This is a genomic window from Novosphingobium silvae, from assembly GCF_009856825.1.
Lineage (GTDB): Bacteria > Pseudomonadota > Alphaproteobacteria > Sphingomonadales > Sphingomonadaceae > Novosphingobium > Novosphingobium silvae.
In genome coordinates this window covers 1-25,046 of record NZ_WVTD01000008.1, presented here as the reverse complement: position 1 = coordinate 25,046, position 25,046 = coordinate 1, and the positions used below count along the sequence as shown (strand labels likewise).

The window sequence follows — 25,046 nt, the reverse complement described above, 5'->3', positions numbered from 1 at the left end:
AGCTTCGGCATTGCGGACAATGGCGCAACAACGAAGCCTTCCAGAGAGGATAGCCTAGTCGATCATTTCCGCGCCCGCCAGTTGCTTGTGTGCACTGCGGTAGCGATGGACCAGCCACTTGTTGAACTGTCCCTGCGCACCCTCCTGCCACGAGTAGCGGCCGCGCGGAGCGAAGCGCGAGCGAAGCCCTTCCTGCACCAGTTCATCGACGTGGAAGTCCTGCGCGATGATGTGCGATGTGGCCCGCATGTTCATGTCCAGCTTGTGGTCGAAGGTGGGGTCCTTCATCGCCCCGGGCGCGAAGAGCAGGCCGGTGTCCATCTCCAGCGATTCCGGCCCGTCCGGACGCAGGATGAGGTAGATCACCATGTCGCTCATCATGATGAGGCTGAGCGAGGGCGGGACGTTGGCGAATGTCATGCGGTGGCGCGCCTCGTCGGAGAGGCCCGGGAAGATCGGCAGGACCGCGCGCTGGGTGGCGTTGAAGCTTGCGTCCGGGTGCAGGGTGCCGTTGTAGCGCAGGAAGCCCGCATCCTCCGGGTCCGAGTGCGGGAACTCGGCCTTGCCCGAAGGCACGAAGTCGTGGAGGGGGCCTGCGTGGAGACGGCTGGCGTGATAGCCGTCGTTATTGTTCTCGAACATGACCTTCCAGTTCCAGGGAAGCCGGGCGCCCGCCTCTGGCTTCGGACCTTCGGCGCTGGCAAGGTCGTACCCGGCGATCGCTGCGGCGACGTCCGCCAGTCGCGGGGCGAGGGGGGCTGCGTTCTCGTCGAAGTTGACGAAGACGAACCCGTTCCAGATCTCCACCGCGAAACGGGGCAGGCTATTGGCCTTGCGGTCGAAGTTGCAGGTCTTGTTCATGGCGGGCGCGGCGACGAGGGTGCCGTCCAGCGAGTAGCTCCAGTGATGGTAGGGGCACAGGAACCCTCGCGCCGAGCCGCTGCCCTCGGCCACCAGCATGGCGCGGTGCTGGCACACCGCCGACATCGCGCGGACCTCTCCCTCAAGGTTGCGCGCCACGATGATGGGCTCGTTCACCGTGCGGGTCGTGAAGAAGTCGCCAGGTTCGGGAATCCAGTCTTCCCGCCCCACGCACTGCCACTCGCGATAGTAGAGCGCTTCCTTCTCGAACTCGTAGAATTCCTTCGAGGTGTAGCACGAAGGCGGCAGCGTCACCGCATCCTCAAGCGCGACCGCCGATGCGGACAGGGATTCGATGAAGGCGTCGGAAAGCTTGGGCGAGAGCGTGGTCGCGGACATGGCGGCAATCCTGAGTCAGTTCTTGTGGCTTCTCACGAGCCTTGCTCATTCCTGCATACTGCAGGCGCGAAGGCAATGTTGCATTTGCGAGACAGCTTACTCGCGAGTGTAGCCGTCCGGGATGGCGGGCGGGTCGCCTGCCTTGCCCCACAGGATGATCTCGTTACCCCAAGGGTCGCGAAAGGCATGGTTGAGGCCGTTGAACGTCCCCCAGAAGTGATTGCGCCACAGCACTGTCGCACCGCGCTCCTCGGCGGCGGACAGGATGCGCTCGGGGGTGTCGTCGTCGCTGATCAGCACCCAGATGCGCGGCTTGCGCCCGTGGGTGGAGATGGTGCGCGGCTCCACGCCTGCGGCCTCGGGATGCGGGCGGGCATCGGCCGGGTTGAAAATGCCGAGGTGAAGGTTGCCGATCTGGCTGTCGCTGCCGTCGGGGTTGGGGAACATCCCGCCCGGCACCATGCGGTGGTAGAGCCCTTCCGGCTTGTGATCGTCGCGCCAGCCAAAGACTTCGGCATAGAACCGGCCTGCGGCGGCCGGATCGTCTGCCGGAAGGTCGACGAAGATGAGCGTGTTGGGCATCGAGGCTTCCCCTATTCGGTGAGCCCCGGGTCTGCGCCATTCGATGGCAGCGCTCTTGGCGGCATGCGTCCGCTTTCTTGACGGCGCCTGGCCGACCCGACCGCGCGCCAAGTTCCAGTGCGCTGACGGCCAAGACCCCGTGCCTCTGGCGTTTGAAGGTGTGGCCTCGATCCTGACACAGCAAAGGGGCAATGCATGGCTTCGGTCACCACTCTCAGTTCACCGAAGGCGCAAGTGCGGCCTTCGGCGATCTGGCATCTCAAGGCCACGCCCGAGACCATCCACTGGGGGTACTTCTCGCCCGAGATCAAACCGGCCCTGACGATCAGGAGCGGCGATCTGGTGCATGCAGAAGCCGTCACGCACCATGCGGGGGACGCACCTGAACTGATGTTCGACGAAGGTATCGAGCGCATCTTCCGCGAGGTCGATCCGGCGAGCCGCGCGCCCGGCGTCCACATCATGACCGGCCCGATCTACATCGAAGGGGCAGAGCCTGGCGACATGATCGAAGTGCGGTACCTGCAGATGGTGCCGCGCAACAACTACGGCTCGAACCTCGCTGCCAACTGGGGGCACCTCTACGAGGAGTTCGGCAAGCAGGAGCGGGTCACGATCTACGAACTCGATCCCGTGGCCAACACCGCGCACGCGCTCTACGCCTACGACTTCAGGGGCGATTACCTGGTCCCCGGCACGATCACCAACTGCCCTTCGTGCGACCGCCATCCCGCGCTTCCCGGCATCACCATCCCGGCCCGCCCGCACCTGGGCACAGCGGGCGTGGCGCCGGCCGTCGGCGAACCCGTCTCCACCATTCCCCCCGGGCTTCACGGCGGCAACATCGACAACTGGCGCATCGGTGCCGGCTCGACGATGTTCTACAAGTGCCAGGTGAAAGGCGGCCTGTTCTCGATCGGCGATCCGCACGTCAGCCAGGGTGACGGGGAAATCAGCGGCACCGCCATCGAGGCGTCGCTCGACTGCCTGTTCCAGATCATCCTGCGCAAGGACTTCGATTTCCCCTCGCCGCTGCTGGAAACGCCCGAGAACTGGATCGTGCACGGATTTGGCGAAGACCTCGACCAGGCGATGAAGAACTGCTCGATGGACATGCTGCACCTGCTTCACGAGCAGCAGGGCCTCAGCAAGAACGATGCCTATTCGCTCATGAGCGTGGCCGCAGACTTCGGTATCACCCAGGTCGTGGACGGCACTCTGGGCGTGCACGCGCGCATCGAACGACGGATGTTCCCGGCCAAGGGCACGGTCAAGGATCCGCCGCGAAGCGACCTTTTCTGACACGATTTCACCAGGCCCCGACGGCGCACACTGGAGCCCGGCCCCACAAGGCCGGGCTCTTTTTTGCGGTCTGTTCTGCACGGGAGCATGGGCCATGAAAATACAACGGAATTGTTTCGTTGCGCAGAGTTACGGGCCGGGTATGCGCGCCCTTGCGACCCGAAGGCAGGATGCACATCCGCCTTTTTTCCTTGAAGCCCGGCAGCCGCAAGGTCGCCGGGCTTTTTTTGACGCCAGAACCTGCCTGATTTCAAAATTTTCACTGCGCCGCAGGGGAGCCGCTGGCTAAGGCGGCGCGGGACGGCGCTCAGCCGTCGGCGGGATCCTGACGATGACCGTGAGGACATCGGCGCGATGGCCGGTTCATGCCGGCCAGAGTGGCGACGGCGAGTTCGACGGGGCAACGCACGCACATGCAGCGGGACTGGAGAACAGGTGATTCCAAGATAGATCACATCTCGGTCAGAGCCGTGCGCGAGCACCCGCAGTTCGCTCGTGCAAGGTCGATCCTTGTGGATGGCCTCGCGGGGCTGTATTTCAATGACCGGCGGCTGCGTAGCCTGATCGAGTACCAGCGCGGCGTCATGTTCATGCTGATCGTCTCGCTCGATGCCGCTCGCGAACCGCACGATCCGTCCGGCGGCGTAACGATGCGATTGCTGAACGACATCCTGCCGAAGATGGGGATCGCTCCGGGCCGCCGGATCGTCGATGCCGTCGCGAACCTGCGGCGGGACGGCCTTCTGGAAAGCACGCCCGCTCTGCACGATGGGCGGGTCCGGCTGATGCGCGCGACGCCGCGCGCCATCCTTGCCGACTGCGAATGGATCCGCGTTTTCCATGCGCCCCTGCCGATCCTGTGCCCGCACGTGGACTACACGCCCGCCCTCGTCCACGACCGGGCGTACCAGCGTGCCTTCCGCCTCGCCGGCCTGAAGACGCTGGCCATCGCCAACCAGATCATGAGCGCCAATCCGCCGATGGATTATTTCGTGCAGGAAACGGTCGGCTTCCGGGTGCTCATGGTCTTCATGCAGTTCATCCGCGGCCGTGCAGACAACCGGACCGGCGCGGGCTTCTATTCGCGGGCGGCGCAGCATGCCGGAGTGTCGCGCACCCACGTGAAGAACGTCATGGTGCGCGCTGCCGAGCGGAGATACGTGACGCTCTCGGACCGGCCGGGTGACTATGTGGAAGCCTGTCCCGTGCTGTTGGAAGCGTTCGATCGCTGGGTCGCCGAGAGCCTGTCGTCCATCGACCGGGTCAGGGCCTGCAGCGTAGAGGCCTGACCCGTCACGTCAGCCGGCGCTCAGCGCCATGTCGGCAGGAGCATCCGCGATCCCGCTGCGGCTGCGCAGCCTGACGCGGCCGTCCTGACCGATGCCGGGAAGCAGCAGGAGAAGCCCCATGCCCGCGCCCAGAACCGTGATGATCGCGATCGATGCCTGGTCGTACGAGCCGGTACGCCCATAGCTTAGGTCCATGGCTGCGGGGGTGAGGCCCTGGGCAAGGATGACCGCCGAATAGAGCACCGAGTTGATCGAACCGAAGTGCTTCAGGCCGAAGTAGCGCGAGCAGAAGTAGGAGAGCGCGCCGTACTCCGCCCCCATGCCGATGCCGAGGAGGACGCCGGCCATGCTCATCGCCAGGCTGCCCTGGCCGAACTGAAGCAGCGCGACGCCCGCGATCGCGGCCCCGTACATCGGAACCACGAGCAGCGGCGTGCGCAGGCGGTCGAGCAAGCCGCCGGTCACCACCTGCCACGCGGCGGTGACGAGTGCGAAGGTGGCTATCGTGGCGGTGGCCTCGGCGAGGCCGAAGCCCCGGTCGGTCATCATCGGGACGACATGCGTGAACACGGCGGTCATTCCCCCTGCGCCGCTGGCCACCGCCGTGAGCAGCACCCAGAAGTGGCGCGTCGCCATGGCCTCGCGCAGGGTCATGCCTTCCATTACGGGAGCCCGCGCCGGTTCGGGAGCACGCGTTCGCGCCGCGTGGGCGGGCGTGTCGTGCAGCCACAGCCACATGACCGGGAAGCCCACGAGGATCACGATGAGCCCGATGGTGCCATACGTGGCGCGCCAGCCCAGCAGCGGCAGCAGCACCCCTGCCACCACCGGCATCAGCGTGGCCCCCACTCCGTTGCCCACGCCCGCCGTCACCCCCAGCATGAGCCCGCGTCGCTGGTCGAACCAGTTGGAGACGATCTTCGCGATCATGGGGGAGGCGCAGGTGGCCCCGGCAAGGCCGATGGCGCCGAACTGGACATAGAACAGCCAGATGTTGCCGGTGGTTTGCGAAAGGCTGATGATGAGGAGCCCCAGCATCAGGTTGCCGCCCAGGATGAATGCGCGTGCGCCCAGCCTGTCCATCATGCGGCCGATCAGCGGGTAGCTCACGGCGGCGACGATGGCGATGAGCCCGAGCACGCCGGACACCGCCGCGCGGGACCAGCCCAGATCCTGCGACAGCGGCACCAGGAACGTGCCGAAAGTGGCGCTGATCGCGGCGGTTACGCATACGAGGTTGCCGGTGGTGGCGGCAATCGCCAGACGGGTCGCGGCGGGATCTCGGGCAGCGGTGGGCATTGCGGGTCTCCAGATCCGAATTTCGCCAAGTAAAAGCGCTCCGGCAGCCGATCCCAAGCGATTATAACGCGGCTGCAACAATTCCTTCGCGGCGCATCAACTCTGCGCACTTGCATGCGCGCACTGCCAATCCGAACTTGCCGACATCATCCACCAGGGCCTTCGCATGGGTGCCGAGGGAAAGCTGGCCGGAAATCAACAAGGGACGATTCGCGGCGATGAATGCACAGACGACGGAGATTACGGCTTCCGGGGGCAGGATGCCGACGTTCTTCATCCCCCATGGCGGCGGTCCCTGTTTCTTCATGGACTGGTCGGTGATGGGCGGACCGGCGGACACTTGGGACAAGACCGAGGCGTGGTTGCGCGCGCTTGTTTCCACCTTGCCGGAAAAGCCCAGGGGCATCGTGGTCGTCTCCGGGCACTGGGAGGAACCTGCCTTCACCGCGTCGAGCGCGGACGAGCCGGGCATGATCTACGACTATTACGGCTTCCCGGCGCATACCTACCAGTTGCAGTATCCCGCCCCGGGCTCCCCCCGACTGGCAGAGCGGGTGGTCTCGCTGCTGAACGGCGCTGGCCTTCCTGCGCGCACCGATCCATCGCGCGGGTTCGACCATGGCGTATTCGTGCCGTTCCTGCTGATCGATCCCGAAGCGACGATCCCTGTCGTGCCTCTCTCGCTGAAGGCCGATCTCGATCCTGCCGAGCACCTGGCCGCCGGCCGCGCGCTGACGCCGCTGCGTGACGAAGGCATCCTCGTCGTAGGTTCGGGCATGAGCTACCACAACATGCGCGCCTTCCGCACCCCTGCCGCCACGCGGCCCTCTGCTGTGTTCGACCAGTGGCTGACGGGCGCTGTCGAGGCGGAGCCGCCGACGCGCGAGGCCAGCCTGCGCGAGTGGGCGGAGGCACCCGCAGGGCGGCTGTCCCACCCGCGCGAGGAACACCTGCTGCCGCTGATGATCGCAGCCGGCGCGGGCGAGGATTCCCCCGGTGCCAAGGTGTTTGGCGACAACGTGATGATGGCGGACATCTCGGGCTATCGCTTCGGCTGAACGGCGCCCTGGCCCGCCGCCGCGTCCTCCATTTGCCTGCGCGAAGGCCTTGCCGCCGGTTGGCAAGGCTGTAAGGGTGCCGCTGACACTTGGCGCGAAGGAGGATGCGGTGGCGCAGGATAGGGGGCAGGCTGCTCGTCCCACGCTGGAGAGCGTGCGCACGCGCATGGCCGAGGCCGGGATCTCGGCACCTGACGCTTGCACGGCCGGCGTCCTTGCCAACCTGATCGTCCTGCAGGACCACGTGGCGACGCTGCGCGCCTTCGCGCTTGATCCGCGCAGCGCCAGTGCCATGCGCTTCGAGGCCTGAGCATGACCGGCTCGCCGACTGCGATCGCGATGGCCGCGCAAGTGCGGTCGGGCCAGACGACGGCGGTGACCCTGTGCGGCCGGGCGCTGGACCGGGCCGAAGCGCTCGGGCGCGAGCGCAGCGGCTTCACCCGTCTCCTGCGCAAGCGCGCCATGCTGCGTGCCGCAGCCGTCGACAAGCTGGTGGAGGCAGGGCTCGATCCCGGTCCTCTCGCCGGCGTGCCGTTCGGCGTTGCCGACCTGTTCGATGTCGCAGGCGAGATCACCACCGCAGGGTCGCGAACGCGCCTTGCCGCCGCATTCGCCAGCAGGGACGCCAAGGCCATCGCCTTGCTGGAGGCGGCGGGAGCCGTGCTCGTGGGCACGCAGAACATGGACGAGCTGGGATACGGTTTCGTCACCATGAACGCCCACTATGGCACGACCTTCAATCCGCACGACAACGCAAGGGTCTCGGGCGGAGCGGCGGGGGGCTCGGCCGTGGCGGTCGCAACCGGGACGGTGCCCATCAGCCTGGCGTTCGATACGAACGGATCGCTCCGCGTGCCGGCCGCGCTTACGGGCGTTATCGGACTGAAGCCGACCTACGGCGATCTTCCGCGGGACGGCGTCTACCCCTTCGTCGAGAGCCTGGATGTGGTGGGGGCGCTGGGGCGCGATCTCGACGACCTTGCTCTCGTCCGCACGGTCCTGCGCGAAGGGGCGCCCGAACGGTCGGACACGCTGCGCGGGGAGATTGCCTTCGGCCGGCTGCTGAGCTGGTTCGACGACAACATTTCCGAAGAAATGCGCGCTCCGCTGGACGCCTTCTGGTCGCGGCTTGGCCGCATCGGCTTCGAGCTGCCACATTCCGAGATCGCCCGCGCCGCCGCATCGGTAATCATCGCGGCCGAAGGCGCCAGCCTTCATCGACCCGCGCTCGAGGCGGATCCGATGCAGTTCGAGCCGCCCGTCCGCGACCGCATGCTGGCGGGCCTGCTCCTGCCGAGCGACGACTACCTCGCCGCCCAGCGCTTCCGCAGCTGGATCCAGGGACGCCTGCGCCGCCAGTTCGAGCTGGCCGACGTCCTCTTCACGCCCGCCGCGCCCGGCTTCGCCCCGCTCATCAGCGATCCGGTGATGACGTTCGAGGGCAAGTCGATCCCGGCGCGCAGCCACCTTGGCATCTACACCCAGCCCATCAGCCTCATGGGCCTGCCCGCGCTGGTGCTGCCGCTGGCGGGAGATCTCGCCATGCCGCTGGGCATCCAGTTGATCAGCGCGGCCGGACACGAACCGCTGCTGTTTCGCGCCGCCCGGCAACTGATCGAGAAAGGGCTCTGCGCGGTCCCTGCGCCGCCCGCCTGATCCCTCAAGGGCGAATGCGTCAAGAATTGCGCCGCACCTGCACAAGCCGGGCAGGCACGTGGCGCTAGGCTGGCCGGGTAACTCGCGGGGACGCATGCAGGCAGACACTCTCATCACCGGTGCGACCATCATCACGATGGACGCAAGGCGCCGCATCATTCGCGACGGTGCCATTGCCTTTTCGGGCGACACCATCGTCGCGGTCGACAAGGCGGCGGCGCTTGCCGGGATCGAGGCGGCCGAGGTGATCGACGGCTCCTCCTTCCTGCTCACTCCGGGGCTGGTGAACTGCCATGTTCACATCACCGAGACGCTGATACGCGGTTTCATTCCGGGCGATCTGCCGTTCGACGAGACGCTGGGACGGTGGGTCATTCCGCTCTACAAGGACCACACTCCCGCCGAGCAGGCCACGGCCGCGAAGCTTGCCATCGCGGCCATGCTGCGCACCGGGACGACGACCTTCCTGGAAGCAGGCACCATCATCGCCTTCGACGAAGTCATGGCGGCGATCGACGATACCGGCATTCGCGCCCGTATCGGCCGCTGGACCGAGGACCGCGCCTGGGAGCCCGCTGCCGACGCTGAGGGACTGACCCGCGCCGCCCTTGCCGCGCTTGGAAACGATCTGGCGCGCTATCCGCAGGACGGGCGGCGCATCGCGGCCTGGCCCAATCTCATCGGCCACATGACGGCGACGGATGCGCTCTGGCGTCAGGCGACCGATCTCGCGAAGCGCACCGGCACGGGCGTGTCCGCGCACATGAGCCCGGTCTCAGGGGACTCCAACTGGTATCTTGCGAACACCGGCCGCCGCGCGGTGCAGCACCTTTCCGACCTGGGCGTGCTGGGCGAGCACCTCAACCTGGTGCACATGGTCCATATCGACAGCAGCGAGGCGGACCTCGTGGCGGCCAGCGGAACCCATGTCACCCATTGCCCCGATGCATCCATCCGCAGCGGCTATGGAGTCACGCCGCGCGGGCTTTTCCCCGAAATGGCCCGGGCCGGGGTGAACATCGCTCTGGGGACGGACGGCGCGGACAACCACGACATGCTGCGCGTCACCGCTCTGATGGCCTCGCTCTTCCGCGACGCGCGCGAGGATCGATCGATCTTCCCTGCGCACGAGGCGCTCGAGATGGCGACGCTGAACGGCGCGAAAGTGCTTGGCCTTTCCGACCGGATCGGCGCCCTTGCCGTCGGCATGAAGGCGGACATCGTGGCCCATGACACCCGCCGCCCGGAATGGCGGCCGCTCAACAACCCGGTCGAACAACTGATAGCCTCCGCCGATGGACGCAGTGTGCACTCGGTCTGGATCGATGGCCTGCGCGTCGTCGATGACTACCGCTGCACGACGATGGACGAGGACGCGCTGTTCGAAGAGGCACAGGCCATGGCCGAGGCGGTGCTCGGCCGTTCGGGACTGCCGCTCGTCAGCGAGTGGCCGATCGAGTGAGGCAGGGCGCCCGCGCTTACCCCTGCTCCTGACGATCTCGATACCGGCCAAGCGGGACCACCATGGGCGATGCTCCGGCCATGTCCATGTATCCGGTGATCCCGTAGACGGTCCGCAGCCGTTCGGCGCTCAGCACCTCGCGCGGCGTTCCTTCCGCAACCAGCACGCCGCGGTCGAGCAGCAGAAGCCGGTCGCAGTAGCGGGCCGCCATGGTGAGGTCGTGCAGGACCGTGACGACCATCGCGCCCTGCCTTGCTTCGCGTGCGAGCAGTTCCATCACGTCGATCTGGTGGCCGGGGTCGAGCGAGGCGAGCGGCTCGTCCGCGACGATCCCGCGCGCGTCTGCCGCCAGTGCCCTGGCCAGCATGACCCGGGCCCGCTCTCCCCCGGACAGTTCGGTGACGGTCCGGCCGGACAGGTGCACGATGTCGGCGCGGATCATGGCCTGGCGCACGGCCTCCAGATCGTGTTCGCCGACCCGGGACATGGGCCCGAGATGCGGCAGGCGTCCGAGCGAGACGACTCGCTCCACGGTGAGCGGCCAGTGCAGCGTATGGCCCTGCGGCAGGTAGGCGATGGCACGTGCGATATCGCGCGGGGACAGTCCTGCAATGTCCCGCCCGTCTATCGTGACCGAACCTTCCAGCGCCGGCAGCAGGCCAAGGATCGCGCGCACGAACGTTGACTTGCCCGCGCCGTTCGGGCCGATCACCCCGGTCAGCGTCCCGCTGCGCAGCACGGTCGACATGTTGGTCAGCACGGCCCGGCCACCCAGGTCCGCCGAAAGGCCCTTGACGGCGATGGTCACCATGAGCGGCGCTCCCGCAGGAGGTGGACAAGGAAGATGGGCACGCCGAGAAAGGCGGTGACGACACCCAGCTTGAGTTCGCTGGAAGTGGGGATCAGGCGCACCAGGATGTCCGCTCCCGAGAGAAGGACCGCGCCGCCGAGCAGCGAGGGCAGCAGCACGGCGGACGGACTGCGATCCGTCAGCGGCCGTACGAGATGGGGAACGATCAAGCCGACGAAACCGATCGACCCCGATACCGCGACGGCGCCCCCCACGCCGATCGCAAGACCCGCGAGCAGGCGGCGGCGCGTCCCGCGAAGATCCACTCCGAGCGAGCGGGCGCCGTCCTCGCCGATCGCCAGCGCGTCGAGCGCACGGGGATCGTGGAGAAGGAGAGCCGCGCCCAGCAAGGTGCAGGGCAGGGCGATCCAGACATGCTCCATCGTCCGGTTCTCGATGGAGCCGAGGAGCCAGGCCATGATCTCCATCGCGGCGAACGGATTGGGCGAAAGGTTGAGCGCCAGGCTGATCGCCGCACCGGCGAGTGTCGATACCGCGATGCCCGCCAGGATGAGCGTGAGCGGGCTCTCCGATCTGCCCGCGAGCAGGAAGAGAAGCACGAGCGCGACAAGGCCGGATCCGATCGAAAGAAGCGGAAGCATGGCGACATGCCATTCCGCGACACCGAAGTAGATCGCCGCCACGGCCCCGAGCGCGGCCGAGTTGGATGCGCCAAGCACCGAAGGCTCGGCAAGCGGATTGCGCAGATAGCCCTGCAGCACGGCCCCCGCGAGGCCCAGCATGCCGCCGACCAGCAGCCCCACCAGCGTGCGCGGCAGGCGCAGTTCGAACAGGATCGCCCTTGCGACGGTGTCTGCATTCCCGCTCATTGCCGCAAGGATGCGCGGCAGCGGCAGGGAAACCGGGCCAAGGCTCATAGAGGCAAGGGCCACGACCAGCACTCCTGCCAGCAGCAGCGGGATCAGAGCCCGCCTCCGCGTGTGCCCAAAGCGGGGGCGCGCAAAACGGGTGGGCGAAGCGTTTTCGAGCACGAATACCTCTGCATGGATTGGTTTCCCGTCACGCTTGTGTCCCGGGATCGTGTTGCTATGGATGCGCTGGCATGGCGCTTACGGCATATCTTCGTTCTGGCAAGATCGCGCTTGGCGCGCTGGCCGGTGTTCTGCTCGCAGGGGCTGCGTGGAGCGCTGCCGTGCCCGCTGCCGTACCCGCTGCCGGGGCGGATAGCGTGCCCCGGCGCATCGTCTCGCTCAACCTGTGCGCGGACCAGCTCGTGCTGGCGCTCGCGGATCGCTCGCAGATTGCGGGACTGACCCGCTACGCCGGCGATCCGGCGATGTCCGCGGCCGCCGCGCAGGCGCGCGGACTGCCGATCCTCAAGGGCTCGGCCGAAGAAGTCATGGCGATCGATCCGGACCTGGTCATCGGCATGCCCGCACGGCGCAGCCCCGCGATCGCGGTTCTGAAGGCGCGCAAGTATCCCGCGCTGGATCTCCGCTCGCCCGACAGCTACCTCGATATCCGGCGTTCCATCCGCGACGTGGCGAAGGCGGTGGGCCATCCGGCCCGGGGCGAGGCGCTCATCGCGCGAATGGATCGCGAACTTGCCGGACTGCCAAGGGCCCGCCGCCCGGTCGTCGCCGCCTACTACCAGCGGCGCGGATACCTGACCGGCACCGGGACGTTGATCGACGACCTGATGACACGGGTCGGAGTGGTCAACCTCGCAGGCAAGCTCGGCAAACCGGCGCTGTCGCAGATGGGGCTTGAGGAACTGACGGCCGCTCGGCCGGACTTCCTGGTCGTCGACACGGCCACCGACAGGGTCGTCGACCAGGGTACCGCGATGATGCATCATCCGGTGCTGGACGGCATCCCGCGGATCGGCATCCCGCAGGCATGGACGGTTTGCGGCGGGCCCGCCTACGTGAAAGCCGCTCGGGCCCTGTCCGGCGGCGTCACCGGAAAGGTCGTCAGCGCTCGCTGACATGGGTCCTCCAGTCCAGGCGGGCCTGCCAGCCCCGGCGCTCAAGCTCGGGCACGGTGTCGTCTTCCTGCGGTCTGCCCAGGCATAGCAGGGCAACGAGACGCCAGTCTTGCGGCACCTGCAGCAGGGCAGTGACGTGGGCCGGATCGAGGATCGAGACCCAGCCCAGCCCTACCCCCCTGGCGCGGGCCGCCAGCCACAGGGTATGGATCGCCATCACCACCGACCATTCGCGCGTCCGGGGCATCGTCGCGGCGCCGAGCCCCGCGCCCACTTCGGTCCCTTCGTCGCAGAAGACGGCAAGCACCTCCGGCGCCTCGCGAAGGCCGTGAAGCTTGAGCGCCGAATACTCGTCCCGCCGCGCGGCCAGCGCGGCTCCGGCGCGTGCGACTTCCTCGTCGACGTGGCAGGCGATCCCCTCCCGCAAGGCCGAAGAGCGAACACGAACGAAGCGCCACGGCTGCGAATTGCCTACCGAGGGCGCGAGCTGCGCGGCGGCGAGCAGTTCCTCCATGGTCTCTTCGCCCACTGGCTCCGCCCGGAAATGCCGGACATCGCGCCGCCAGGCCAGCAGCGAGGCGAGATCCTCGCGGAACTGCGGGCCGAAAAGGGGCAATGCCGCTGGCGGGTTCATCAGAACTCGATGCCGGCCTGTGCCTTGACGCCTTGCTCCCGGAAGGGGTGCTTCACCAGCGTCATCTCGGTAACGAGGTCGGCCTGCTCCACCAGCGCCTCGGGCGCATTCCGGCCGGTCACGATCACGTGCTTCATTTCGCCCCGCGCTGAAAGCACTTCCAGCACCTCCTCGACGGGCAGGTAGTCGTACCGAAGAACGATATTGAGCTCGTCGGCGAGGACCATGTCATAGGCGGGATCGGCAACCATGCGCCGAACCTCGTCCCACGCCTCGCGGGCCAGCGCGATGTCGCGGGCGCGGTCCTGCGTGTTCCAGGTGAAGCCTTCGCCCATTGGCTTGAATTCTACGTTGTCGGAGAAGGCGTCGAAGACGGCCTTCTCACCGGTGGTCATCGCGCCTTTCACGAACTGCACGACCCCCACCTTCTTGCCGTGACCAATGGCGCGTACCACCATGCCCAGCGCGGCCGTGGTCTTGCCTTTGCCTTTGCCGGTATGGACGATCAGCAGCCCTTTCTCGACCGTCTTGCCGGCCATGATCCGGTCATGAGCGGCCTGCTTTTTCTTCATCTTCTCGGTGTGGCGTTCCTCGGTGCGTTCCACCATGTTCATACTCCTGCGGAAGGACTTGAAAGCTCGGCGAGCAGGATGCCCGCGCTGTTCGATCGGGGGCTCCACATGCCGCGCTCCAGGGCCTCGGCAAGGCGGGCGGCGGTCTCGCGCAGGGCCGCCGGGTTCGCCTCGGCCATGAAGGCGCGAACTTCCTCGTCCTCGATGAAGGCGGCGTGCACGGCGTCGAAGTGATGGTCCTTCACGGCATGCGTCGTGGCGGCGAAGGCGAAGAGATAATCCACCGACGCCGCGATCTCGAACGCTCCCTTGTAGCCATGGCGCATGACCCCCGCGATCCACTTGGGATTGGTCACGCGTGCACGCACGATCCGGCCGATCTCGTCCTCCAGCGTGCGCACCACCGGGCGCTCCGGCCGGCTGTGGTCGTTGTGATAGGACAGGGGCCTGCGGCCGGACAGGTGCTCGACCGCTGCGGCGATGCCGCCTTCGAACTGGTAATAGTCGTCGCTGTCCAGCAGGTCGTGCTCACGGTTGTCCTGGTTCTGGACCACGGCGTCGGCCTGCGTGAGGCGAGTTGCGAACAGTTCGCGTTCGGCCTCTCCCTCCACCCCGCCGCCATAGGCATAGCTGCCCCAGTCGAGATAGACGCCTGCAAGGTCTGCGCGGTCGTGCCACAGCTTTTCGTCGATCATCGCCTGAAGCCCGGCGCCATAGGCTCCCGGCTTCGAGCCGAAGACGCGCGTTCCGGCGCGCCGCGCGGCGGCTTCGTGGTTTTCCCCGAGCGCGCCGAGAGCGGCGGTCTCGGCGCGGTGGCGTTCGGCGGCCGGATTGTCGCCCGGCGGTTCGTCCAGCGCCATGACGGCCCGCGCCGCGCTGTCGATCAGGTCCATCTGCTCGGGGAAGGCATCGCGGAAGAACCCCGAGACGCGAAGAGTGACATCGACCCGGGGCCGGCCGAGTTCGGCCACGGTCATGATCTCGAAGCCGGTCACGCGGCCCGAACTCCACTCCCAGCGCGGCCTGACGCCCATCAGGGCAAGGGCCTGCGCGATATCGTCTCCCCCGGTGCGCATGTTGGCAGTGCCCCACGCGGAGAGCGCCATGGCACGCGGGTACTCGCCTTCGCGCTGCAGGTAATCTTCGACGAGAAGCTGGGCGGAACGCTGGCCAAGGTCCCATGCAACGGCGGTGGGCACGGCGCGGGTGTCGACCGAGAAGAAGTTGCGTCCCGTCGGCAGCACGTCGGGACGCCCGCGCGTGGGGGCTCCCGAAGGCCCGGGCGCAACGAAGCGGCCGGCAAGCCCGGCGAGGAGGGCGGCAGCCTCGCTCGCGCCGCAGCGGTCCACTCGCGGCGCGAGATCATCCGTTATGTCAGCCAGTACGGCGGCCGTGCGTGGGCCCACCGGCTCTCCTCGCGCGGGAGTGGCCGAGGTCTCCACCATCTGCGCCGCGAGCAGTTCCAGGCGCTCCACGGTATCGCCCAGCGTGCGCCACGGATCGGCGGACACCGCCGCGAGGGCGTCGGGGCGCGGGCCCTCCCACCGGTCGCCCATGCGGCAATCGAGGGGGTCGAAGCCGAGCGAGAGGTCGTCCGCCATGGCTCTCAGGAGCGAGGCCTGCCCGTCCCGGTCGTGCCCGCGAGGGGTCCGTGCCAGCGCCACCAGCAGGTCCCGCCTGAGCCGGTTTTCCGGAGAGTGGCCAAAGATGTGCAGCCCGTCGCGGATCTGCAGTTCCTTCAGCTCGCACAGGTAGTTGTCGATGGCCGACAGCGCATCGTCTCCATCGCCGCTCGCACCCGCATCCTTGTCGAGCCCATGGCTGCGGGCGAGGTCGAGGATGTCGCGGCGCAATCTCTCAAGGCGGCGCGGGTCCATTCCCGCTGCGAGGTAGTATTCGTCCACGAGCGCCTCGAGCTGCTTGAGCGGGCCGTAGCTCTCGGCACGGGTGAGGGGCGGCGTCAGGTGATCGACCACCACCGCGCCGATACGCCGCTTCGCCTGCGTTCCCTCGCCCGGATCGTTCACGATGAAGGGGTAGAGTTGCGGAACCGGCCCGGCGCAGATTTCCGGGAAGCAATCGGAAGACAGCGACACCGCCTTGCCGGGCAACCATTCAAGATTGCCGTGCTTGCCCACATGGACGATCGCCTGGGCGCCGAACTGCCCTTCGAGCCAGGCGTGGAAAGCCAGATAGGCGTGGGGCGGCGGCAGCGCAGGGTCGTGGTACGTTTCCTTCGGATCGATGTTGTACCCTCGCGCGGGCTGCACCGCGACAGCGACGTTGCCGAAGCGGTGGACGGGCAGACGGAAGGCGCCGTCCCGCACGAAAGGATCCTCCTGCGGCAGCCCCCAACGATCCAGGACCATCCGGCGTGCCTGCTCGGGAACCTTGCTGAGGAACGTGTCGTAGTCGGCAAGCGGCAGGGCCACGCCGCCTTCGCGGGCGAGTGATGAAAGGTCGTTGGTGACGCTGCCGGTCATCAGGGCCATGAGGCCCGCACCATCTTCCGGTGCTTCGCCCGTGTCATAGCCGGCGGCTCGCAGGCTTTGGAGGATGGAGGCCGCACTGGCGGGCGTGTCCAGTCCCACCCCGTTGCCGATCCGTCCATCGCGGTTGGGGTAATTCGCCAGGACGAGCGCCACGCGCCGGTCGCAAGGGGATGTGCGGCGCAGGCGTGCCCAGTTGGCGGCGAGGCGGGACACGAAGGAGACCCGGTCCGGCGCGACGCGGGGAACCACGATGCCGCATTGGGTCACTTCGTCGAACCGCTCGGCGGCCTTGAACGCGACGGCTCGGGTGAACAGACGCCCGTCCACCTCGGGAAGCGCCACGTTCATCGCCAGATCGCGCGGCCCCAGCCCTCGTGCGGCCGCTCTCCAGTCGTCTTCCTCGACCCCGGCGAAGGCGACCTGCAGGATCGGGCAGTCGGCACGTTCCAGCACTCCCGGGGTGCGGGGTTCGCCCGAGGAAGAGGCCGCGAAGCTGGTGGCGTTGACGATCACGTCGGGTCCGATCTCGCCCATCAGGCCGCCCAGCCAGTCGATGGCGAATGGCTCCCTGAGGGAGCGGACGTGGACAGCGGCGGTGTTGAGCCCCTGCGCCTCCAGCCCCGAAAGCAGGGCGTCCACCGCGTCCAGTGTGCCCGCGATCATCAAGGCGCGGTAGAAGACGAGGAGCGCGACCGGCGCCCCAGGCTTCCAGCGTGAGCGCAGGTCCGACAGCATGGGGCGATCGACGCCCGGCAGGTACAGCCCGGCATCCGCCACTGGCACCGGATCGTCTAGCGGGCCGCAATCCTCACCGATCAGGCGGGCTGCGGTGCGCAGGAAGGACAGCGCGTTTGCGGTGCCGCCCTGCCGGATGTAGTCGCGCAGGCGCTGGACGTCGCTCGGCGGCAAGGTGCAGGCGCGGTTGAGCGCCGGATCGGCGTCGCGTCCCTCGGCTATGGCGGCGAAAGCGATGCCGCGCCGCTGCGCCAGACCGGCGATCTCGTCGATGCCGTAGGGCCAGTAGCTCTTGCCGCCCAGCAGGATCACACAAACGAACCTCGCGTGCGCGATCACCTTCTCCACGTAAAGGTCGATAGAATAGGGGTGCTTCAGCTGCAGCAGGTTGGCGAGGCGGACGGAAGGCCCTCCATCGTCAAGCTGCGCCGCCGCGGCTGCGAAGCACGCGAGTTCGCTGTCCGCCACCGTCAGGATCACGATGTCGCCCGGCGCCTGATCGAGGTCGATCGCCTCCTCGCCGTTGGAGATCGAGCCTGGGGTGGCGGAAAGCAGGTGCATCAGGCGGCGCTGGCGCCAAGGACCAGTGCCAGCCCGCTCTTGATCGCTTGCCGGTCAAGGCCCTTCTGGCCGATCACCACGAGCTGGGTCCGGCGCTCTTCGGAAGGGGCCCAGGCGCGGTCGTAGAAGTGCTGGATGCGTGGACCTACCGCTTGAACGACAAGGCGGCCGGGCTTTCCGGCCACTGCCACCATGCCTTTGATCCGCAGCACGTCGTGCTGGGTGATCAGCGCGCCGAGGCGCTCTAGCAGCGCGTCGAGGTCCGTCACTTCGCCGCCCGCCGCGACGAAGCTTTCGAAATCGTCGTGATCGTGGTCCTCGTCGAGGCCGTCTATGTGGGACTTGCGCGAATCGAGGTCATCCTCGGCGGCAGCGACGATGCCGAGCAGGGCGGCGATATCGACCGCGCCGTGGTTGGCGCGGATGATCTTCACGCCCGGGCGCGTCTCGGAAGCGACGATACGCTCCACCCGCTCGACCTCGCCCGCCTCGACGAGGTCGGTCTTGTTGAGGACGACCATGTCGGCGCAGCCAAGCTGCTCCTCGAAGAGTTCCTCGAGCGGGCTTTCGTGGTCGAGCATGGGATCCGCGGCGCGCGCTGCGGCAAGCGCGGCCTCGTCCGTCGCGAACCGTCCCGCCGCCACCGCGTCCGCATCGATCAGCGCCACCACGCCGTCCACCGTGGCGCGGGTTCGGATGTCCGGCCACTGGAAGGCCTTCACCAGCGGCTTGGGCAGCGCCAGGCCAGAGGTCTCGATGATGATGTGCTCGGGCGGGTTGGGCCGGTCGAGCAGCTTCATCATGGTGGGCAGGAAGTCGTCGGCGACGGTGCAGCAGATGCACCCGTTGGCCAGCTCGACGATGTCGTCCTCTGGACAGGAGTCCTCGTTGCAGCCCTTCACCAGCTCGCCATCGACCCCGACATCGCCGAACTCGTTGATGATCAGGGCGAGGCGGCGGCCGTGCGCGTTCTGCAACAGGTGGCGGATGAGCGTCGTCTTTCCGGCTCCGAGGAAGCCGGTGATGACGGTCGTGGGCACTTTGCTCAAAGGTAATCTCCCTCGCGCCGTCGACTTCGCGCGGCGGGGCATACCCTCGATCTCGTGATCGACGGCCCGGCGTCCGCGTCGGACAGGCGCAAGGACGCCCGGCACGAACACCGATGCGGCCCCGGCCGCATGGCATGTCGTCGCTCAGACGGAGTACCGTACCCGGGCCATCCCCTGGACCAAGGCAAGAGCGACCAGAACGCCGGCAGGTCTCCTGGCTCGCGGGTCAGGGCTTGATGCAGACCTTCCCAGGCAACGCATGTGCATGCGTTCGGCCCAGTGGCTGGCTTTCCGCTTACGAAAAAGCCTTCTGCATCGCGCTCGCCGCTTACAGTTGCAGGGACAGCTGCGGACTTGGGAGGAGAACTCCCGCACCGCCTTCCCGTTTTAAGCCTCTTTCGAGGCACCGACGCGATCTATGAACGAGTGCCTGAGCGCTCGTCGAGGGTGGCAATAGGGCCTTTCGGAACGGCTGCCAATCGGAAGATTGTTTTTGGGTGGGTCAACGCCGCACGGATCGCAAGATTACTCTGCGGCCTCGTTCAAGGCATCGGCTTCCGCAGCCTGGCGCGCCCACATCTCGGCATAGAGACCATCGCGGCGCAGCAGTTGCGCGTGCGTGCCGCTTTCGACCAGGCGGCCCTCGCTGATCACGAGTATCCGGTTGGCATCCGCGATGGTGGAGAGGCGATGCGCGATCGAGAGCGAGGTCCGGTGCTCTGCCACCCGGTGCAGCGTGGCGAGGATGTCCTGTTCGGTACGCGTATCGAGCGCGCTCGTCGCTTCATCGAGCACGAGGATCGGCGGGTTCTTTACGAGTGTCCGCGCAATGGCGACGCGCTGCTTCTCGCCTCCGGAAAGTTTCAGGCCCCGTTCGCCGACCTCCGTGTCGAAACCCTTGGGTAGCCGGGCGACAAGGCTGTTGAGCGACGCCCCGCGCGCGGCAGCCTCGATCTCCTCGCGTGTCGCGCCATCACGGCCATAGCCGATGTTGTAGCCGATGGTGTCGTTGAACAGCACCGAGTCCTGCGGAACGATGCCGATCGACGCGCGGAGCGAAGCCTGCGTGACCTGGCTGATGTCCTGCCCGTCGATCAGGATGCGGCCGGACTGGGGGTCGTAGAACCGGAACAGCAGCCGCGCCAACGTTGATTTTCCGGCGCCCGAGGGGCCGACCACGGCAAAAGCCTCGCCGGCAGGGACTTCGAACGAGAGGCCATGCAGGATCGTGCGGTCGGGCTCGTATCCGAACACGACATCGTCGAACACGATCGAGGGCTTGCGGATGACGAGTGCCGGCGCGCAGGGAACGTCCGGCACCTCCACCTCGGTGTCGAGCAGGCGAAACATTTCGGCCATGTCGATGAGCCCTTGCCGGATGGTGCGATAGACCATGCCGAGCATGTCGAGCGGGCGGAACAGCTGGGTCAGGTAGGTTTGCACAAAGACCAGCTGGCCCGCCGAGTACTCGCCCCTGTACCAGCCCCAGACAGTCCATGCGAGTGCGCCCGCCATCAGCAGCCCGACGACGATCCCCTGCGCGATGTTGAGGAGACCAAGCGAGTTCTCGCTCTTCACTGCGGCGGCCGCGTAGGCTCGGGTGGCCTGGGCGTAGCGCGCTTCCTCCCGCTGCTCGGCCGAGAAGTACTTCACCGTCTCGTAGTTCAGCAGCGAGTCCACAGCGCGGGACAGCGCCTGCCCGTCGAGGCGGTTCATGTGCTCCCGCAGCTTGGTGCGCCACTCGGTGATCGTCCGCGTCACCCAGATGTAGGCAGCGACGGCCACAGCAGTCGCGATCACGAGGCCGGGACCGAAGTTGAAGTAGAAGATGACCGCGACCACCACCAGCTGGAGCACGGTGGGCGCGATGTTGAAGAGCATGAAGTAGAGCATCGTATCGATGCTCTTCGTGCCGCGCTCGATGGTCTTGGTGACTTCACCGGTGCGCCGTGCCAGGTGGAAGCGGAGCGACAGGCGGTGGAGCTGGCCGAAGACGTTCTCCGCAAGCGCCCGGGTGGCGTCCTGCCCAACGCGTTCGAACACGATGTTGCGGATATTGTCGAACACCGTCTGTCCGAGCCGGGCGGCCGCGTATCCGAGGACCGTCAGCATCGCGAGCTGGAGCAGCTTGGGCCCTGTCGTCCCCATAAGGTCGACGGCCCACTTCATCAGGTAGGGCAGGACAAGCTGCGTGGCCGTGGACAGCAGGATGAACACGCAGGCCCAGACGATACGCCACCGCAGGCCTCGATCCTCACGAGGCCACAGATATGGCATGAAGCGCAGCAGGGTGCGCCAGCCATCGTGGCGGGCTTGAGAATCGAGAGCTGCAGTGTCGGGAGGCATCGCCGCTATTTAGGGACGGACCGTTGCGAAACAATCCGGAAACGGCGTGTAGCGCGGCGTGTTTGGGAGGCGGTGCACGCCGCTATCGATCAGGCGTATGCTCGAAGCCCGCTCTTGTTAGCGCCTGTTCCCGGCCGGATCGCCAATGTCGAGCAAGACCTTCCTGGTCGAAAAATCGATCGCCACGCGCTTGAACACGCGCAGTTCGCGCATGCCCAGAAAGATCGCCGGGCGCTTGGCGAGCTTGAGTTCGCCGAAGGCCGGAGCATCGGCATAGGCTATGATGACGTTGGACACGGAGATGCCGGCAAGTTCCAGCTTGCTCGCAATTCCGATCTCGACCGGGAGGTCATGCCCGGTCACGCTCGAGAGCGAGCCCTTCAGCATCGCCGGCAGCCGCTTCCGCCCGGCGAGTGCCCGCTGGAGGGCAGGATTGCCGACGCTGCCGCTTGCGCCGGTATCGATCACGACGTCCACATGCACGCCGTCGATCTTGGCATCGGTCAGGATCAGCCGCCCGGACTTGCGCCTAGCCCGCACCACGATCTCGAAGCCGCGCCGTTCGCCACCCGCCCGCGCGTCCCCAAGGTGGATGGCGTTGTGAGTGAAATCGAGCAAGACGCGCTCGTGCTGGAGGCTGTCGGTGCCCAGTATGCCGTCGGCACCGATGTTCTCGCCTTCCAGCAGTGGCACGGTGAGGTCATGGAACGAACGCGAGCCCACGGCGATCGTCTCGACGTGGGCGGTCGCCACCCGGTGCGTAGCGGCGATTCCCACCACGCGCGCCTGTGGCCCAGCCTGGAGCCCCAGCACCTGCGCCAGCCTCGTGGAAACCACCGTGCGTTGCGACCCGGTATCGACGAGGAACCGGTAAGGGCCCGCGCCCTGAACGAGGACGTTCACGGTCATGCGCGCGTGCGCGTCGCTCCACCCTTCCACCACGGTCTCGGCGGGCGCCTCTTCACTGGCAGGGACGAGAGCCGGCTTAGCGCCGAGGATCGAGGGATCGGCAACCAGCATCGCCAAGGCCAGGCCCATTCCAGCCATAGCATCCTCCACGCGAGTTCACGCCCGCGCCTGTTTATATGGAGGAGAGACTATCAGGATGTCGCGCGGCAAGCCAGCGCGCGCACTTGCCTCAGGTTCGCCGCGAGCGGAAACGCACAAGAAGCGGCGCGCAGGCATGTCCGGCCATGTCGGCCAGGTCCGTGCGTGCGGGGTGGCGCAGGAGCCAGATCGCAGCGACCCATGCAGAACCCGATGCTGCTGCGGCCGCCACAAGGCCGTCGAAGCCAAGGGTCCCCGGCTCGCGCCACATGCCCACCGCGAGCAGGGCGGGCAGGATCGTCGCCAGGGTCACAGCTCCACTCGCCGCATAGATGCGCAAGGCAGCCTTCCAGCGGAAGCCGATCAGCTTCTGCAACCACGCGGCATAGAGGCAGAACCATGCCGCCCCGTAGACCAGGCGCGATGCGGCTGCGGCCTCCACTCCCATGGCGGCACCACCGGCAAGCGTCGCCACCGACAGGAGGGTGTCGGCGATGTTGAACAGCAGCAGTTGACGCAGGCGTCCGAAGAGGATCGGCAAGTCGATGTGGAGCGGAAGCGCCACGAAGAAGCACTCTGCCGCCGCGACGAAGGCCAGCAAGGGCGCCGCTTCGCTCCAGCCCGGTCCATAAAGGAGAAGGATCACGGGTTCGCTGAGGACGGCCAGAAGCGCCATGGCAGGCCACACGATGGCGCCGTGGGCGGCAACGACACGCTCGTAATAGGGGCCAAGCTCCTTCCCCTCGGCGCGCAGACGGGCGAAGGCCGGGTAGTAGATCGCGCTCACTGCGCCGACGATCAGCGTATGGAGTTGCGCGGCCAGGGCGGCGCCCCGGCTGAACAGGCCGGCGGCCGTCATCCCTTGCAGCCCTCCGACGATCATGTCGGGTGTGCGCACCCCGATGCCGCCCGACAGGTAGATGGGCGTGGTGCCTGCGCTGAACTTCAGCATCGCGCGGATCTCCGTCCAGCTGGCGCCTCTTCCGGGGAACGCCGGGTTGGCGATCTGCGCAAGGATGGCTCGCGTGACTGCCTGCGCCACCATGCCCCAGGCCAGCGCAAGCGATGACCAGCCCATCCATGCGAGTGTCAGCGCGACTGCGCTGTTGGCGAGCGCACCGCCCAGGTTGACGACGAAGCTGCGGCGAAAGTCCAGGCGGCGGGACAGGAGCGCCAGCGGCACGATGCTCCATGGCACGAAGATGTAAGAAGCTGCGATCAATTGCAGGATCGGCTCGATGCCCGGTTCCGAATAGAGCGCTGCGAGAGGCCGCGCCAACGCATAGATCAGGACGGCCAGGGCCAATGCAAAAACAACCGCGATCGTGGTGGCGGAGCGGACCATGGCCTCGTCACCGGTCGGATGGCGCCCTATGTACCGTTGAAGACCGAAATCCTGAATGATGGAAAGCACCATCGCCGCTGCAAGGGCCACCGAGAAAAGACCGATTTCTGCGGGTCGAAGAAAGAACCGCGAAATGATGACGGAGGTCGCGAATTGCAGCGTGAAGAGCGAGTACTGGCTCGAGGCGGCCCACAAGGCGGCCGACTTCACGCTGCCGGTTTCCCGAGCTTCCGGCTTGCTCTCCTGCGCAGTGTTCATCGTCGTTCAGGTTGTGCGCAGGAGCGTGGCGCCGAGCCTCAGCGCGCGTGCAGGCTCGCCAAAACGCACAAGGCGGGCAACGACGCGCCACATCCCCTTCCGGTCTCCACCTTCATGCAGGTATCGGGTGAGGAGATCGAAGCCCGCGTCACGCAGGCTGCTGCGGGAATACAGCAGGGTCGGCGCGACCCGGGCCCGTACCCAGCGAGATACGCCTTCCCGCCCGAACAAGGCGTCCAGTTCGTCGATGGCGGGCAACCGGTCGAGCGCCTCGGTCGGATCCGGCCTTCCGGCCTGGCGTTCACGATAGGCGAGGTACGAGATCGCCGCGCCGATCTGCTGCTCGGTCGCATGGCGGCTGGAAACCTGATTGTCGTAGTGGCGGTAAAGGAGAAGCCGCTCGGGAATGCTGCACAGGCGGGTCACGCTCGCCAGGCGCAGCCAGAGGTCGTAATCCTCGCAGTGCCGGAAAGCCGCATGGTAGCCGCCGACTTTCCGCACGATGTCACGACGGAACATCGCTGCCGGATGGCAAAGGAGCGGCCAGGCGTTCTCGATGGCAGCCAGGAAGGCGTCGTGTGTCTCGGGGTGCTCCCTGCCGATGAAATGGTAAGGCCGGCCATAGGCATCGATGTCCTCGGTCCATGTTCCGACCACTCCGTAGTCGGGATGTTCGGACAGGAAGCGCATCTGCTTGGAAAAGCGGTCGGGACGGCAGATGTCGTCCGCGTCCATGCGCGCGATGAAAGGCGCGCGCGCATGATCGATCATCTCGTTAAGGCTGGCGACCAGCCCGCGGTTCTCGCGCAAGGTCGCGCGGATGCGGGGATCCTTCCTGGCGAACTCCCCGATGATCTTCGCAGATGCGTCGGCGGAGCCATCGTCGATGATGAGGAACTCGAAATCGGCGAAATCCTGCGCCAGAACGCTCTCGATGGCAGCTGCAAGAAACCTCTCGCCATTATAAACGCTCATCGCGACGCTGATCGCCGGTGCCGGCATGAATCTTCCCACTTGCTGTGCCGCACTTTCCAAGGCGCGGTCCGAACCATCAGAACGTCGTCGCCGCTACGCCGCGCTTGTGTGCGGCTCTAGAGGCGCAGGGTAAAGAAAGCGTTCGGACATGGCCACCACTTGGAGGAGCCCGGTTTGGCTGCGTTTTTGGAGTGTGATGGTTTTTTGAAAAAGGGTGTTGACCGAATCGAGGGGTAGCTTTAGAGGGCCGTTCACCGCAGCGGAACGCACCGGTTTTACTGGCTTCTGCGGTTGCTGACATGACGGGCAACGTGCTCCTCGAGATA

At 66.8% G+C, this 25,046-nt stretch carries 21 protein-coding genes and 1 riboswitch; of the genes, 7 read left to right on the top strand and 14 right to left on the bottom strand.

Annotation, left to right across the window (positions count from 1 at the left end):
• Positions 1-54: 54 nt before the first annotated feature.
• A complete protein-coding gene (locus tag GR702_RS11875; protein WP_160986112.1) occupies positions 55-1,260 on the bottom strand; it encodes an aromatic ring-hydroxylating oxygenase subunit alpha in 1,206 nt (401 codons plus the stop codon).
• 96 nt (positions 1,261-1,356) lie between these two features.
• Complete coding sequence (locus tag GR702_RS11870; RefSeq protein WP_160986111.1) at positions 1,357-1,842, bottom strand: VOC family protein; 486 nt, start codon at positions 1,840-1,842, stop codon at positions 1,357-1,359.
• A 195-nt stretch (positions 1,843-2,037) separates the two neighbouring features.
• On the opposite strand from GR702_RS11870, the gene GR702_RS11865 reads away from it, so the two are divergent.
• Positions 2,038-3,144, top strand: a complete 1,107-nt coding sequence (locus tag GR702_RS11865) for an acetamidase/formamidase family protein (protein ID WP_160986110.1) — start codon at positions 2,038-2,040, stop codon at positions 3,142-3,144.
• A 413-nt stretch (positions 3,145-3,557) separates the two neighbouring features.
• Positions 3,558-4,433, top strand: a complete 876-nt coding sequence (locus GR702_RS11860) for a hypothetical protein (protein ID WP_160986109.1) — start codon at positions 3,558-3,560, stop codon at positions 4,431-4,433.
• 9 nt (positions 4,434-4,442) lie between these two features.
• Here the strand turns inward: GR702_RS11860 and GR702_RS11855 are convergent, their stop codons facing one another.
• Positions 4,443-5,732: an MFS transporter gene (locus GR702_RS11855; protein WP_160986108.1), complete on the bottom strand. Its 1,290-nt coding sequence runs from the start codon at positions 5,730-5,732 to the stop codon at positions 4,443-4,445.
• A 61-nt stretch (positions 5,733-5,793) separates the two neighbouring features.
• Complete coding sequence (locus GR702_RS11850) at positions 5,794-6,009, bottom strand: hypothetical protein (RefSeq protein WP_202408239.1); 216 nt, start codon at positions 6,007-6,009, stop codon at positions 5,794-5,796.
• Between GR702_RS11850 and GR702_RS11845 the strand changes: the two genes are divergently transcribed.
• The 4 genes from GR702_RS11845 to GR702_RS11830 all read left to right on the top strand — a co-directional run bounded on the left by GR702_RS11845 (position 5,951) and on the right by GR702_RS11830 (position 9,908).
• Positions 5,951-6,790 (top strand): DODA-type extradiol aromatic ring-opening family dioxygenase, encoded by an 840-nt coding sequence (locus GR702_RS11845; protein WP_160986106.1) that lies wholly within the window; start codon positions 5,951-5,953, stop codon positions 6,788-6,790. The genes GR702_RS11850 and GR702_RS11845 overlap by 59 nt on opposite strands.
• Positions 6,791-6,866: 76 nt before the next feature.
• A complete protein-coding gene (locus GR702_RS11840; RefSeq protein ID WP_337192596.1) occupies positions 6,867-7,100 on the top strand; it encodes a hypothetical protein in 234 nt (77 codons plus the stop codon).
• Positions 7,101-7,102: 2 nt separating this feature from the next.
• Positions 7,103-8,446, top strand: coding sequence for an AtzE family amidohydrolase (locus GR702_RS11835; RefSeq protein WP_160986105.1), 1,344 nt, complete (start codon positions 7,103-7,105; stop codon positions 8,444-8,446).
• Positions 8,447-8,540: 94 nt separating this feature from the next.
• Positions 8,541-9,908, top strand: coding sequence for an amidohydrolase family protein (locus GR702_RS11830; protein WP_160986104.1), 1,368 nt, complete (start codon positions 8,541-8,543; stop codon positions 9,906-9,908).
• A 16-nt stretch (positions 9,909-9,924) separates the two neighbouring features.
• Here GR702_RS11830 and GR702_RS11825 read toward each other — a convergent pair whose 3' ends face one another.
• Positions 9,925-10,719 carry an ABC transporter ATP-binding protein gene (locus GR702_RS11825; protein WP_160986103.1) on the bottom strand — a complete coding sequence of 265 codons (795 nt, stop codon included), beginning with the start codon at positions 10,717-10,719 and terminating at the stop codon, positions 9,925-9,927.
• Positions 10,713-11,651 carry a FecCD family ABC transporter permease gene (locus tag GR702_RS11820; RefSeq protein WP_337192595.1) on the bottom strand — a complete coding sequence of 313 codons (939 nt, stop codon included), beginning with the start codon at positions 11,649-11,651 and terminating at the stop codon, positions 10,713-10,715. The genes GR702_RS11825 and GR702_RS11820 overlap by 7 nt, the downstream gene beginning before the upstream one ends.
• Positions 11,652-11,821: 170 nt before the next feature.
• Between GR702_RS11820 and GR702_RS11815 the strand changes: the two genes are divergently transcribed.
• Positions 11,822-12,706, top strand: coding sequence for an ABC transporter substrate-binding protein (locus GR702_RS11815; protein ID WP_160986102.1), 885 nt, complete (start codon positions 11,822-11,824; stop codon positions 12,704-12,706).
• Here the strand turns inward: GR702_RS11815 and bluB are convergent.
• The 8 genes from bluB to GR702_RS11775 all read right to left on the bottom strand — a co-directional run bounded on the left by bluB (position 12,693) and on the right by GR702_RS11775 (position 24,747).
• Complete coding sequence (gene bluB / locus GR702_RS11810; RefSeq protein ID WP_160986101.1) at positions 12,693-13,340, bottom strand: 5,6-dimethylbenzimidazole synthase; 648 nt, start codon at positions 13,338-13,340, stop codon at positions 12,693-12,695. The two genes, GR702_RS11815 and bluB, sit on opposite strands and share 14 nt — an antisense overlap.
• Positions 13,340-13,948: a cob(I)yrinic acid a,c-diamide adenosyltransferase gene (gene cobO / locus GR702_RS11805; protein ID WP_160986100.1), complete on the bottom strand. Its 609-nt coding sequence runs from the start codon at positions 13,946-13,948 to the stop codon at positions 13,340-13,342. Before cobO ends, bluB begins: the two co-directional genes overlap by 1 nt.
• 2 nt (positions 13,949-13,950) lie before the next feature.
• A complete protein-coding gene (cobN, locus tag GR702_RS11800; protein WP_160986099.1) occupies positions 13,951-17,700 on the bottom strand; it encodes a cobaltochelatase subunit CobN in 3,750 nt (1,249 codons plus the stop codon).
• The gene (cobW, locus tag GR702_RS11795) at positions 17,700-18,749 is read right to left on the bottom strand and encodes a cobalamin biosynthesis protein CobW (RefSeq protein ID WP_202408226.1); all 1,050 of its coding nucleotides are present in this window, start codon (positions 18,747-18,749) and stop codon (positions 17,700-17,702) included. The genes cobN and cobW overlap by 1 nt, the downstream gene beginning before the upstream one ends.
• Before the next feature lie 187 nt (positions 18,750-18,936).
• Positions 18,937-19,175: riboswitch (cobalamin riboswitch) on the bottom strand.
• Between the two features lie 99 nt (positions 19,176-19,274).
• Positions 19,275-21,095, bottom strand: coding sequence for an ABCB family ABC transporter ATP-binding protein/permease (locus tag GR702_RS11790; protein WP_160986098.1), 1,821 nt, complete (start codon positions 21,093-21,095; stop codon positions 19,275-19,277).
• Between the two features lie 117 nt (positions 21,096-21,212).
• Positions 21,213-22,142, bottom strand: coding sequence for a retroviral-like aspartic protease family protein (locus tag GR702_RS11785; RefSeq protein WP_160986097.1), 930 nt, complete (start codon positions 22,140-22,142; stop codon positions 21,213-21,215).
• Positions 22,143-22,233: 91 nt separating this feature from the next.
• The gene (locus GR702_RS11780) at positions 22,234-23,745 is read right to left on the bottom strand and encodes an oligosaccharide flippase family protein (RefSeq protein ID WP_160986096.1); all 1,512 of its coding nucleotides are present in this window, start codon (positions 23,743-23,745) and stop codon (positions 22,234-22,236) included.
• A gap of 6 nt (positions 23,746-23,751) precedes the next feature.
• Complete coding sequence (locus GR702_RS11775) at positions 23,752-24,747, bottom strand: glycosyltransferase (RefSeq protein ID WP_160986095.1); 996 nt, start codon at positions 24,745-24,747, stop codon at positions 23,752-23,754.
• Positions 24,748-25,046 lie beyond the last annotated feature (299 nt).